At 70.6% G+C, this 11,871-nt stretch carries 12 protein-coding genes; 8 read left to right on the forward strand and 4 right to left on the reverse strand.

The annotated features are described in order from the left end of the window. Positions 1–63: 63 nt before the first annotated feature. Both AB4Z01_RS18380 and AB4Z01_RS18385 read right to left on the reverse strand, forming a co-directional pair. A complete protein-coding gene (locus tag AB4Z01_RS18380) occupies positions 64–468 on the reverse strand; it encodes a type II toxin-antitoxin system VapC family toxin (protein ID WP_441695992.1) in 405 nt (134 codons plus the stop codon). Next, a complete protein-coding gene (locus tag AB4Z01_RS18385) occupies positions 465–710 on the reverse strand; it encodes a type II toxin-antitoxin system Phd/YefM family antitoxin (protein ID WP_441695993.1) in 246 nt (81 codons plus the stop codon). The genes AB4Z01_RS18380 and AB4Z01_RS18385 overlap by 4 nt, the downstream gene beginning before the upstream one ends. Before the next feature lie 164 nt (positions 711–874). Here AB4Z01_RS18385 and ftsY point away from each other — a divergent pair, with 164 nt between their 5' ends. The 6 genes from ftsY (at position 875) to AB4Z01_RS18415 (ending at position 8,946) form a co-directional block, all read left to right on the forward strand. Next, positions 875–1,834, forward strand: a complete 960-nt coding sequence (gene ftsY, locus AB4Z01_RS18390) for a signal recognition particle-docking protein FtsY (RefSeq protein ID WP_441695994.1) — start codon at positions 875–877, stop codon at positions 1,832–1,834. Further along, a complete protein-coding gene (locus AB4Z01_RS18395; RefSeq protein WP_441695995.1) occupies positions 1,831–3,294 on the forward strand; it encodes an AMP nucleosidase in 1,464 nt (487 codons plus the stop codon). Before ftsY ends, AB4Z01_RS18395 begins: the two co-directional genes overlap by 4 nt. Before the next feature lie 22 nt (positions 3,295–3,316). After that, positions 3,317–5,143, forward strand: a complete 1,827-nt coding sequence (locus tag AB4Z01_RS18400) for an NUDIX domain-containing protein (protein WP_441695996.1) — start codon at positions 3,317–3,319, stop codon at positions 5,141–5,143. Then, entirely contained in the window at positions 5,140–5,865 is a 726-nt protein-coding gene (locus tag AB4Z01_RS18405; RefSeq protein WP_441695997.1) for an SDR family oxidoreductase, read from the forward strand. The genes AB4Z01_RS18400 and AB4Z01_RS18405 overlap by 4 nt, the downstream gene beginning before the upstream one ends. Positions 5,866–5,989: 124 nt before the next feature. Further along, positions 5,990–8,227, forward strand: coding sequence for a hypothetical protein (locus AB4Z01_RS18410; protein ID WP_441695998.1), 2,238 nt, complete (start codon positions 5,990–5,992; stop codon positions 8,225–8,227). Positions 8,228–8,229: 2 nt separating this feature from the next. Continuing rightward, entirely contained in the window at positions 8,230–8,946 is a 717-nt protein-coding gene (locus AB4Z01_RS18415) for a DUF3142 domain-containing protein (protein ID WP_441696003.1), read from the forward strand. Here the strand turns inward: AB4Z01_RS18415 and AB4Z01_RS18420 are convergent. Next, on the reverse strand, positions 8,943–9,440 hold the full coding sequence (locus AB4Z01_RS18420) for a GNAT family N-acetyltransferase (RefSeq protein WP_441695999.1): 498 nt from the start codon (positions 9,438–9,440) through the stop codon (positions 8,943–8,945). The genes AB4Z01_RS18415 and AB4Z01_RS18420 overlap by 4 nt on opposite strands. Before the next feature lie 55 nt (positions 9,441–9,495). On the opposite strand from AB4Z01_RS18420, the gene AB4Z01_RS18425 reads away from it, so the two are divergent. Both AB4Z01_RS18425 and yddG read left to right on the forward strand, forming a co-directional pair. Next, complete coding sequence (locus tag AB4Z01_RS18425; protein WP_441696000.1) at positions 9,496–10,557, forward strand: ElyC/SanA/YdcF family protein; 1,062 nt, start codon at positions 9,496–9,498, stop codon at positions 10,555–10,557. A gap of 119 nt (positions 10,558–10,676) precedes the next feature. Next, positions 10,677–11,570, forward strand: coding sequence for an aromatic amino acid exporter YddG (gene yddG / locus AB4Z01_RS18430; RefSeq protein WP_441696001.1), 894 nt, complete (start codon positions 10,677–10,679; stop codon positions 11,568–11,570). Between the two features lie 61 nt (positions 11,571–11,631). Here the strand turns inward: yddG and AB4Z01_RS18435 are convergent. Then, positions 11,632–11,871 (reverse strand): ISAs1 family transposase (locus AB4Z01_RS18435; protein WP_441690536.1); only part of this gene is annotated, 240 nt, incomplete at its 5' end.

Genomic DNA, 11,871 nt, shown 5'->3' on the forward strand with positions numbered 1-11,871 from the left:
ATTTCAGTCCCGGAGGCGGGCCGGTTGCAAGCCCTTTTCGCTGCCGCCTGCTGTCGCGCCTCGCTAAACGCGCAGCACCGGACCGGGATATGCAGCCAGCTTGGCGTCTGCCGTCAGCAGAGTTATGCCCTCGACTGTCGTCTGGGCCATGAGAAGCCGATCGAACGGATCTCGGTGATGATCGGGCAGCCCGATGACGGCTGCGGCATGCGCGCCGGTGACTTGCAATTCCGTGTAGCCGTTGTCCAGGAGGCCGCGCCGTAACAATTGGGGATCGACCGCAAAGTCAGTTCGACCCCGGCCCGTTTTGATCGCCACCTCCCAGATGCTGACGGCGCTGAAGATCATCTCATTTACCGGATCGCTGATCAGCGCCACCGCGGCGGCCGGCAGTCCGCCAACCCGCTGGACCGCCCCGGAGAAGTCCGCGGCCCAGAGCAGGAGATGCGTATCCAGCAGATACTTCATTCCTTGCCGTAGAACAGGGCCGCGATCTCGTCCTCATACATACGATCGAAATCGGCGGGAACCCTGATCTGCCCGGCCAAGAAACCCAGGCGCTTGACCTGGCGTGGAGCCGGAGCGTCGATCGCGACAACCTTCACCATCGGCTTGCCGCCCTTGGCAATGACAAAGGACTCACCTTTGGCGGCCTGTTCGACCAACCGGGAGAGATGCGTCTTGGCAGCGTGGATATTGTAGATCTGCATGCCGACCTCCGTAGGTTAGTCCACTGAGCTTAGTTTACTATGAATCACTGTCTCCGGAAGTAGCGCAGCCCTGCCGCGGCGCGTCGACGCCCTTCGCATCCGGCGGCCCTGACCCGCGCGGCGCCGACTTACGGAGGTCACATGCGGCGTGTTAAGAAGCGGCCATGACAGAACAGATGAATGACGGCGGCGCAGGGGCGCCGAAAAAAGGGTGGTTCACCCGACTGAAGGAGGGGCTGTCGCGCTCCTCCGCCAAGCTGAGCGAAGGCATCAGCAGCATCTTCACCAAGCGCAAGCTGGACGATGCGACGCTGGAGGAGCTTGAGGAGCTGCTGATCCAGGCCGATCTCGGCCCGGCCACCGCCGCCAAGCTGACCGCCGAGCTGTCCCGCACCCGCTTCGGCAAGGAGGTATCGGACGATGAGGTGCGGCGCGCCCTGGCCGACCATGTGGCGCAGATCCTGCGCCCGGTGGCGAAGCCGCTGACCCTGTCGCCAGGGCGCAAGCCGCAGGTGGTGCTGGTGGTCGGGGTCAACGGCACCGGCAAGACCACCACCATCGGCAAGCTGGCCAAGCAGTGGCGCGAGGAGGGCCGGTCGGTGATGATCGCGGCCGGCGACACCTTCCGCGCCGCCGCGGTGCATCAGCTGCAGGTCTGGGGCGAGCGCTCCGGCTGCCCCGTGGTCACCGCCAACCCGGGCGCCGACGCCGCCGGCCTGTCCTTCGACGCGCTGACCCGGGCGAAGGCCGAGGGGCGCGACGTGCTGCTGATCGACACCGCCGGCCGGCTGCAGAACAAGGACAATCTGATGGCCGAGCTGGCCAAGATCATCCGTGTGCTGAAGAAGATCGACCCGACGGCGCCGCACGACGTGCTGCTGGTGCTGGATTCCACCACCGGCCAGAACGCGCACAACCAGGTCGAGGTGTTCCGCGAGCTGGTCTCGGTGACGGGCCTGATCCTGACCAAGCTGGACGGCAGCGCCCGCGGCGGCGTGCTGGTGGCGCTGGCCGAGCGCTTCGGCCTGCCGGTGCACGCGATCGGCGTCGGCGAGAGCATCGACGACCTGCGGCCCTTCGACCCCGAGCAGTTCGGCCGGTCGCTGATGGGAGTCGAGTCATGAGCAAGACCCCTCAGACCTTCGCTCCCAAGCAGTTCCACGACGCGGCCGAGGCGGTGGCCCGGCTGCACGCGATCTACGACGCCAACACCGGCCTGCTGCGCGACGCTTTCCGCGCCTATTCCCGTGGCGAGGAGCCGGCGAGCCGGGTGCGCGCGTGCTATCCCTACCTGTCGGTCACGGTGCAGGATTTCAGCCGGGCCGATACCCGCCTGGCCTATGGCTTCGTCGACCGGCCGGGCACCTTCACCAGCACCATCACGCGGCCGTCGCTGTTCCACCGCTACCTGACCGAGCAGATCGGCCAGATCATCCAGAACCACCATGTGCCGGTCGAGGTCGGGGTCAGCGACACGCCGATTCCGATCCACTTCGCCTTCCCGGACGGCATGCATGTCGAGGGCGACCTGACCCGCGAGCGCATGCTGCACATGCGGGCGGTGTTCGACCTGCCCGACCTGGCGATGATGGACGACAGCATCGTCAACGGCACCGCCCTGATCCGGCCGGGCGAGCCGCATCCGCTGGCCTTGTTCACGGCGCCGCGGGCGGACTACTCGCTGTTCCGGCTGAAGCACTACACCGCCACCGGCTGCGAGCATTTCCAGAACTTCGTCCTGTACACGAACTATCAGTTCTACATCGACGAGTTCATCCGCATCGCCTATGGGCTGATGCAGGGCGACGGCGGCGGCTACGACGCCTTCATCGAGCCGGGCGACCGCATCACCATGCCCGGCGGCCGGGCCCGCGGCACCCCGGCGGCGCGGCTGCCGCAGATGCCGGCCTATCACCTGACCCGGCCGGACCATTCCGGCATCACCATGGTCAATATCGGCGTCGGCCCGTCCAACGCCAAGACCATCACCGACCACATCGCGGTGCTGCGGCCGCATGCCTGGATCATGCTGGGCCATTGCGCCGGCCTGCGGAACACCCAGAAGCTGGGCGACTACGTCCTGGCCCATGGCTATGTCCGAGAGGACCATGTGCTGGACGCCGACCTGCCGGTCTGGGTGCCGGTGCCGGCGCTGGCCGAGATCCAGGTGGCGCTGGAGCGCGCGGTCGGCGAGATCACCGGCCTCAGCGGCTACGGCCTGAAGAGCGTGATGCGCACCGGCACGGTCGCCACCATCGACAACCGCAACTGGGAGCTGCGCGACTACAGCGAGCCGGTGCAGCGCTTCAGCCAGAGCCGGGCGATCGCGCTGGACATGGAGAGCGCGACCATCGCCGCCAACGGCTTCCGCTTCAGGGTGCCCTACGGCACGCTGCTCTGCGTCTCCGACAAGCCGCTGCATGGCGAGCTGAAGCTGCCGGGCATGGCCGACGCCTTCTACAAGCAGCAGGTCGGCCAGCACCTGCAGATCGGCATCCGGGCCATGGAGCGGCTGCGCGAGCTGGGGCTGGAGCAGTTGCACAGCCGCAAGCTGCGCAGCTTCGCCGAAGTGGCGTTCCAGTAGGCCGATGCCGCAGGACACCCGTATGCCTCCCCAGATGGATCGGCCGAAGATCGGGGTCGGCGCCGTGGTCTGGCGCGACGACCGGCTGCTGCTGATCCAGCGCGGCAAGGCGCCCCAGGCCGGGCAGTGGAGCATCCCGGGCGGCAGCCAGGAGCTGGGCGAGACCCTGTTCGAGGCGGCGCTGCGCGAGACCCGCGAGGAGGCGGGGGTGGAGGCCGAGGCGATCGGCATCGTCACTGCGGTCGATTCGATCCACCGCGACGCCGCGGGCGACGTCGAGTGGCATTACACCATCATCGATGTCGAGGCCGAGTGGCGGTCCGGCGAGCCGGTGGCCGGCGACGACGCCGCCCAGGCGCGCTGGGCGACGCTGCAGGAAGCCGACGATCTGATCGAATGGCCGGAACTGCGGCGGGTGCTGCACCTGTCGGCCCGGCAGCGGGCGCAGCGCCGGCGCAGCCCCGGCCCGGTGCGGCTGAAGCCGCGGCCCGACCTGATGCGGCTGATGCGCACGCCGCTGGGCCGGCTGGTGGCGCGGCCCTGGTTCGACGGCATGTCGCTGGCCCTGCTTCGCGGCTGGTTCCTGCCGGCGTCGCGCAGCCTGGCGGCGGCGATCGCGTCGGAAGGCGACCTGCGCCGCTTCTGCGCCGAGCTGGACGTGCCGCCCGACGCCCTGGGCAAGCGGCCGGTCTGGCTGGGCCGCACCCTGCGCGACGTCGCCCGCCTGACCGAGCAGCACCGCCAGGCCGAGGCCGAGTGGCAGCGCCTGCTGTTCTCCACCACCGCGCCCCTGGCCGATGCGGTGGCGGCGGAGGAGGCGCGGCTCGATGCCGCCTCGGCCCTGACCACCAGCCGGCTGCGCTTCGCCCTGTTCGGCAACAACCGCAAGATCCCGGCCTGCCGCTGGGCGATCCCGACCGAGGCCGAGGTCGAGGCCCGGCACGGCGCCCGGCGGGCCGATCCGGAGAACGCCTACCGCTTGCCCGAGCTGCTGCCGGCGATCGCCGAGACCCGGCGGCTGCCGAGCGAGCTGGGCACCGACCACTGGCTGACCTTCCCGTCGCCGGAGCCGGCGGTGGACAGCGCCTGCTGGGCCCGCGTGTTCACCCCGGCCAATGTGGTGAACCCGCCCACCGTGGTGCATCTGCACGGCGTCTGCATGGAGCCGGACCATCTGCGCGGCCCGCTGACGGAAATCGAATCCCTGGTCCGGCGCGGCCTGCGCGTGGTGCTGGTCGAGGCTCCCTGGCATGGCCGGCGCAAGCGCCCCGGATCCTATGCCGGCGAGCCGATGGTGGCGTCGACGCCGCTCGGCGCGCTCGACCACCTGTCGGCGGCGGTGCGCGAGGTCGGCATCCTGACCCGGTGGGCCCGGCAGACCAGTATCGGGGCGGTGGGCTGGACCGGCATCAGCTTCGGCGCCCTGACGGCGCAACTGGCGGCCACCCATTGCGGCGGATGGCCGGCGGACTGCCGGCCGGATGCGCTGCTGCTGTTCACCACCTCGGAGGGGATCGAGGAGATCGCGCTCGGCGGCTCCTTCGCCCGCGCCTTCGGGCTGGACCGCGCCCTGACCGCGGCCGGCTGGACCGAGGCGTCGCTGAGCCGCTGGCGGCCGCTGACCGACCCGGTCGAGCGGCCGAAGATGGACACCGGCAACGTCTTCATGGTGCTGGGCAGCAAGGACGACGTCACCCCCTTCGCCGGCGGCCAGGCCATCGCCAAGCGCTGGGGCGTGCCGGAGGCGCAGGTCCATGTCCGGCCGCAGGGCCATTTCTCGGTGCCGGCCGGGCTGATGGTCGACGGCGCACCGATCGCCGATTTCGCCGAAAGGCTGCTGTCGCTGTGAGCCTGCTGATCGTCACCGGCGGCGGCCGCGGCATCGGCGCCGCCATCGCCCGCCGGGCGGCGCGGGACGGCTGGGCGGTCTGCGTCAACTACCGCGCCGATGCCGCCGCGGCCGAGGCGGTGGCGGCGGAGATCGCGGCCGCTGGCGGCCGGGCGATCGCCCTGCCCGCCGACATGTCGCGCGAGAACGAGATCCGGGCGCTGTTCGACCGCGCCGAGGCCGCCTTCGGGCCGGTGCGGGGCTTGGTCAACAATGCCGGCATCACTGGCCGCAACGGCGTGCTGGCAGACCTGGAAACAGAGACATTGCGCCAAGTCGTCGACGTCAATCTGGTCGGCCCGATCCTGTGCGCGCGGGAGGCGGTGCGCCGCTTCCGCGCCGCGGGGACAAAGGGCACGATCGTCAGCCTGTCCTCGATCGCGGCGCAGACCGGCAGCCCGGGTGAATACGTCCATTACGCCGCGACCAAGGGCGCGATCGAGAGCTTCACCATCGGCCTGGGGCGCGAGCTGGCGGCCGAAGGCATCCGGGTCAATGCCGTGGCGCCGGGCATGATCCGGACCGGGATCCACGCGCCGGGCCGGCTGGAGCGGGTGACCGCCCGGATCCCCGCCGGCCGCCCGGGCGAGCCGGAGGAGATCGCCGAGGCGGTCGCCTGGCTGCTGTCCGACGCGGCGCGCTACACCACCGCCACGGTGCTGAAGGTGGCGGGCGGGATCTGAGATCGCCTTGCCCCGGCCAAGATTCCGCCGCGTGCCGCGGACAGGATCGGGCCTGTCGGCCGGGCGGGCGATCTGATACGACCGGCGGAGACGATTCCCACGGTCACGATGGGGCGAGACAGGCATGACGATCCGGCGCGGTTTGCTTCCGATGGTGCTGCTGCTGAGCGGCGTCGGCATCCAGGCGGCCCAGGCGAGCGGCGATTTCGGCTGCTCGGTGACGTGGTCGCTGAAGCAGGACGGTCTCGACGGCTGCAACAACCTGCCCTTCCTGAGCCCGGCCAATGACAGCCGGGTCAATCTGCGCCTGCTGCTGGCCGACCAGGGGCTGGCGCCGATGCCCGAGGGGCCGCCGTCGGACTACGACCGCGAGATGGGCTACGCGCTGGTGCCGTTCCCGCTCGACCGGCTGGGCCCGCAGGAGGACGCGCCGGCGGAGGCCCCCGCCGGCAGTGGCGACGCGGTCGTGGTCGAGACCCCGCCCGCCCCGGCCGGCGACCCCGACCGCGCCGCGGTGGCCGAGTTGGCCCAAAAGATCGGCGTGCCGCCAGAGGCGGTGAGCTCGGCCGCCACCGACAGCAGCGCCAACCTGTTCGCCACCGGCGAGGGCAGCCGCTGCGCCAGCAATGACGACGCCGCGGCCCGCGCCTTCCTGCAGCAGCTGGTCGGCAGCACCGATCTGCCCGCGGCCGAACGGCTGTCCCTGGCGCGGGCGCGGCTGGCCATGCTGGGCGGCTGCAGCTGGGACGAGGCGCAGCGGGCCAGCCTGGTGCCGGCCGATGTGCAGTCGGCCCCGGGCAAGCAGTTCGCCGGCTACCTGCAGGGCGCGGTCGCCTTCTATGCCGGCGACTTCCCGCAGGCGACCGCGACGTTCAAGGCGCTGGACGGCAGCGCCCAGCCCTGGCTGCAGGAGACGGCGCGCTACCTGGAGGCGCGCACCCTGCTGAACCAGGCGCAGCAGAACGCCTTCGACGAGATGGGCTATCCCAAGCTGGAGAATGTCGACCGCACCGTGCTGGCGGAGTCGGAGAAGGCGTTCGAGGCCTATCTCCAGGCCTATCCGAGCGGCCTCTACACCGCCTCGGCCCGCGGCCTGCTGCGCCGGGTGTACTGGCTGGGCGACGACCCGACCCGGCTGGCCGCCGCCTATGCCGGGCTGCTGGGCAAGACCCCGGCCGATGCCGCGGCGCTCGACGCGCTGGTGCAGGAGACCGACAACAAGCTGCTGGTGTCGAAGCGCAGCGCGGATGTCACCGATCCGACGCTGCTGGCGGTGATGGACCTGATGGTGATGCGCGACAAGGGCGTCGACGTCGCCGGCGACGGCGGCCCGATCATCGGCCTGGACACGCTGGAGCAGCAGAAGCCGCGCTTCGCCGACCGGCCGGACCTGCACGCCTATCTGGTGGCCGCCTACCAGTTCTACGTCGCCCAGTCGCCCGACGAGACGCTGAAGAGCCTGCCGGACACGGTGCCGACCGGCGCCATGAGCTTCCTCGAGTTCAGCCGCCAGACCCTGCGTGGCTTCGCGCTGGAGGCCAAGGGCGACTGGGCCGGGGCGCAGACGCTGTGGCTGCGGCTGATCCCGCTGGCCAAGCCGCTGCAGCGGGCCCAGCTGGAGCTGGCGCTGGCCATGAACTACGAGCGCGACGGCAAGCTGGCGACGGTGTTCGAGCCGGGATCGCCGGTCAAGACCCCGGAGATCCGCCGCATCCTACTGCGCAACCTGGCCGATCCGGCACTGCTGCGCCAGCAGGCCAAGGCGACGGATGCGACCGAGGAAGAGCGCCGCACCGCCCTGTTCACGCTGCTGTACAAGGACCTGATGCGCGGCCATTACCGCGGCTTCGGCGCCGATCTGGCCCTCTTGCCCGATCCGCTGCCGGAGGACCCGTCGGTGCCCTGGGACCAGTCCCTGACCCTGTTCCACTGGGACGGCGCCACGGCCGAATCCGACTACACCTGCCCGTCGATCCGGGAGATCGCGGCGACGCTGCAGAAGAGCCCGGAGAACCCGCAGGGGCTGAATTGCCTGGGCGAGTTCGTGCTGCGCAACGGGCTGGACTTCTATGCCCTGGACACCCAGCCGGACGGGCAGCAGCTGGGCGGCACCGCCAGCCAGTTCCCGGGCAAGACCTATTCCCGGCTGGACGGCTATATGAAGGTGATGGCCGACGGCAAGGCCGGCCGGACCGACCGCGCCTATGCGCTGTACCGCGCCATCAACTGCTTCGCCCCGAGCCAGAGCAATGGCTGCGGCCCGCAGGAGATCCCGCAGAATCAGCGCAAGCAGTGGTTCCAGACGCTGAAGTCGCGCTATGGCAACACGGTCTGGGCGAAGGATCTCCGATACTATTGGTGACCATGCGGCGCCTGGCGCTCCTGGCCGTGGCGCTGCTGCTGGCGGCGGCGGGGCCGGCCGGCGCCACCGTCGACGCCACGGAGCATGATTCCTTCTGGCTGTGGGCGGGGGTGGAACCGCCGGCGGTGCTGGCCCAGGCCCGGACGCTGTACATCCTGCAGGGCCAGATCGATCCGCCGTCCCGGGGCGGCGCCGGCCCGGCGCGGATGATCGCCCAGGGCATCGCCGTGCCGCGGCTGCGCCAGGGCGAGGTCTGGCTGGCCTATCGCGCCCACACGCTGCGCTGGCCGCCGCAGATCCTGCCCACCATCCTGGCCCAGGGCCGGCGCTGGAAGCAGGCCGGCAACCCGGTGGTCGGCATCCAGATCGACTTCGACGCCCGCACCCGCCACCTGCAGGAGTATGCGAGCTTCCTGCGCGACCTGCGGGCGCAGCTGCCGCCCGAATACCGGCTGAGCATCACCGGGCTGATGGATTGGGGCAGCAACGCCGACCCGGAGGCGATCAACCAGCTTCAGGGCGTGGTCGACGAGGTGGTGGTGCAGACCTATCAAGGCCGCCGCACCATCCCGGGCTACCGCGCCTACCTGCCGCGCATCGCCCGGCTGACCCTGCCCTTCAAGATCGGGCTGGTGCAGGACGGCGAGTGGGAGGCGCCGGACAGCCTGGCCGCCAGCCCCTGGTTCCGCGGCTATGTGGTGTTCCTGCTGAAGCCCTAGGCGGACCGCGACCGCCGGTACCCGTCCAAATCCAGCGTCATCTCCACCAGGTCCATGCCGGGGGCGAAGCCGTCCGGCACCTGCCGGGTCTGGACGAAGCCGTGGCGGGCGAAGAAGCCGCGGCTGTGCTGGGTCGTCTCGATCGCCACCGAGCGGAAGGCCGGGTCGGCGGCGATGCGGTCGAGCCGTCCGGTCAGCAGCACCGTGCCCAGACCGGCCCGATGCCGGTCGCCGCGCACCAAGCCCCAGCACAGCACCGCCACCGAGGCATCGCCCTCGGCCGCCGCGTAGCCGCCGCAGCCCACCGCCTCTCCCGCCGCATCCTCCAGAATGAAATACGGGCCGGGCAGGCCGTCGATGAAGTCGATGAAGTCGATGAAATCCTGCCGCTCCTGCGCCGCGAAGTAACGCGGCACGTTGCTGTCGAACAGAGCCAAGCCGAGGGCCCGGTCCTCCGGCCGCCAGGGGCGGATGCGAACACTGTCATCGGTCATGGGCGATTCTCCAGCCCGCGAATCTAGCGTATGAACCGGACAACGGAGGGGCTTCATGACACAGACACGCACGATCCGCCGCATCGCCTGCGGCCTGGCCCTGCTGGGTGCGCTGGCCGCACCGGCCCTGGCCTATGACGACGCCACCGAGGCCCGGATCAAGACCCTGGTCGAGACCGGCATGCAGTACTACTGGTCCGGCGGCGACGTGAAGAAGGCCGAGGCGGAGGTGTTCAAGGGCATCACCTTGCACGGCCGCTACGACGTGGTCGAGCAGGCGTTCACCGAGGCTTCGACCCTGGCGCCCGAGCGGCTGGACTTCCGCTACGCCGTCGCCTCCACCCAGATCATCCAGAAGAAGATCCCCGAGGCCGAGGCGACCTATCAGGAGATCACCCGGCACGACCCGCGCGCCACCGACGCCTATGCCTGGCTGGCGGCGCTGGCCCGGGTGCGCGGCGACGCCGATGCCACGGCGCTGGCCGACATCGCGCTGGCCGGGCTGGACCGACCCCTGGCCGAACGGTACCGCGCCCGCTTCGCCCGCACCGAGGCGATCCTGGCCGACCCCCCGACCACCACGGTCCCGGCGCTGCCGGGCAAGCCGGTGATCCTGGTGCTGGGCTATGCCCTGGCCAAGGACGGCACCATGCAGCAGACGCTGCTGGACCGGCTGGACGTCGCCCTGCGCGCGGCCAACACCAACCCGACGGCCCGGCTGATCGTCACCGGCGGCCAGCCCCAGGCCGGGGTGACCGAGGCCGACCTGATGACCCGCTGGCTGGTCGAGAAGGGCGTCGACCGCGACCGCATCATCGGCGAGGACAAGGCCAAGGACACGGTCGGCAACGGGCTGAACGCGGCCTCGCTGATCAAGCGCCACGGCGGCGACGCGGCGATCCTGGTGACCAGCGCCAGCCACATGCGCCGGGCGCGGGTGGTGGTCGAGGAGGCCCTGGCCCAGTACGGGCTGGATCTCGCCGTGGTGCCGGCGATCGCGCTGGACGCGCCGTCGCTGGAGGAGGCGGCGAAGGTCAGCCCGGACGAGCGGCTGGTGGTCTATCGCGACCTGATGCGGACCTCCGGGCTGTGGGCGTATCCAGGGCTGCAGCAATAGGGTTCCGCCCCACCAACCTGTCATCGCCGGGCTTGACCCGGCGATCCAGAAGCTGTCGACAGACTCTGGATGCCCGGGTCGAGACCGGGCATGACAATGTGAGCAGAGACCAAATTCCGATGTCCCCCGACCTTGCCGCCGTCCGGCGGGCCACGCTTATCGGCGGCACCGCCGTGCTGATGTGGGCGACGCTGGCCCTGCTGGCCACCTGGGCCAGCGCGATCCCGCCATTCCAGCTGACCGGCATGGCCTTCGCCGTCGCCTTCCTGATCGGGCTCGGCTGGATGCTGCTGCAAGGCCGATCGCCGCTGGAAGCGGCCCGGCAGCGGCCGGCGGTCTGGCTGCTCGGCATCGGCGGGCTGTTCGGCTATCACCTCGTCTTCTTCATGGCGCTGCGCCTGGCGCCGCCGGTCGAGGCCAACCTGATCAACTACGCCTGGCCGCTGCTGATCGTGCTGTTCTCCGCTTTGCTGCCGGGCGAGCGGCTGCGCTGGTGGCATGTCGCCGGGGCGGCGCTGGGGCTGCTCGGCGTCGTGGTCCTGATCGGAGGACGCGGGGTGGCCTTCGACCCGCGCTTCGCGCTGGGCTATGGCGCCGCGGTGCTGTCGGCGATGATCTGGGCCGGCTATTCGGTGCTGAGCCGGCGGATCGGGGCGGTGCCGACCGAGACGGTCGGCTGGTTCTGCGGCGGCACCGCCCTGCTGTCCCTGCTGTGTCATCTGGCGCTGGAGCGGACGGTGGTGCCGGACGCCGCCGGCTGGGCGGCGGTGGCGGGGCTGGGCCTGGGGCCGGTCGGCCTGGCCTTCTTCGTCTGGGACCATGGCGTGAAGCGCGGCGACATCCGGGCGCTGGGCGCCTTCGCCTATGCCGCGCCGCTGCTGTCGACCCTGCTGCTGCTCGCCTTCGGTCAGGGCGCCCTGACCCTGTCGGTCGGCGCCGCCTGCGCCCTGATCGTCGGCGGCGCGATCCTGGCCGGGCGCGACCTGTGGGCCCGACGCGCCGCGACGGCCTGAAGCGGAACGGCCGTTCGAGCCGATCCGCCCCTTCTACTCTCCCCCTCCCCTCGCGGCAGGGCTATCGCATGTATGTAAAGAGTTCGAAGAAGAATTCTTTGCTCCATTTTGCGCGGCGCATTTTGCTGGCGAGGGGTTTGTCGAGGGGATGGGCCCGCAAGATGTTGTGGGCGAGCCGGCGGATGATGGCCAGGTTCTCCGGGCCGTTGTTCTTGCGGGTGCGGGCATCGTCCTCGTCGAAGACGACGTCGAGGGTCCAATGGAGCTGGTTCTCGATGGTCCAGTGGGTGCGCACGACTTG

Origin of the sequence: Inquilinus sp. YAF38 (assembly GCF_052113205.1) — a bacterium.
In the GTDB taxonomy this organism is placed as follows: domain Bacteria; phylum Pseudomonadota; class Alphaproteobacteria; order DSM-16000; family Inquilinaceae; genus Inquilinus.

Excerpts from the sequence above, each read along its gene's own strand:
- AB4Z01_RS18380 (WP_441695992.1), bottom strand. The coding sequence starts at position 468 with ATGAAGTATCTGCTGGATACGCATCTCCTGCTCTGGGCCGCGGACTTC.
- AB4Z01_RS18385 (WP_441695993.1), bottom strand. The coding sequence starts at position 710 with ATGCAGATCTACAATATCCACGCTGCCAAGACGCATCTCTCCCGGTTG.
- ftsY (WP_441695994.1), top strand. The coding sequence starts at position 875 with ATGACAGAACAGATGAATGACGGCGGCGCAGGGGCGCCGAAAAAAGGG.
- AB4Z01_RS18395 (WP_441695995.1), top strand. The coding sequence starts at position 1,831 with ATGAGCAAGACCCCTCAGACCTTCGCTCCCAAGCAGTTCCACGACGCG.
- AB4Z01_RS18400 (WP_441695996.1), top strand. The coding sequence starts at position 3,317 with ATGCCTCCCCAGATGGATCGGCCGAAGATCGGGGTCGGCGCCGTGGTC.
- AB4Z01_RS18410 (WP_441695998.1), top strand. The coding sequence starts at position 5,990 with ATGACGATCCGGCGCGGTTTGCTTCCGATGGTGCTGCTGCTGAGCGGC.
- AB4Z01_RS18415 (WP_441696003.1), top strand. The coding sequence starts at position 8,230 with ATGCGGCGCCTGGCGCTCCTGGCCGTGGCGCTGCTGCTGGCGGCGGCG.
- AB4Z01_RS18420 (WP_441695999.1), bottom strand. The coding sequence starts at position 9,440 with ATGACCGATGACAGTGTTCGCATCCGCCCCTGGCGGCCGGAGGACCGG.
- AB4Z01_RS18425 (WP_441696000.1), top strand. The coding sequence starts at position 9,496 with ATGACACAGACACGCACGATCCGCCGCATCGCCTGCGGCCTGGCCCTG.
- yddG (WP_441696001.1), top strand. The coding sequence starts at position 10,677 with ATGTCCCCCGACCTTGCCGCCGTCCGGCGGGCCACGCTTATCGGCGGC.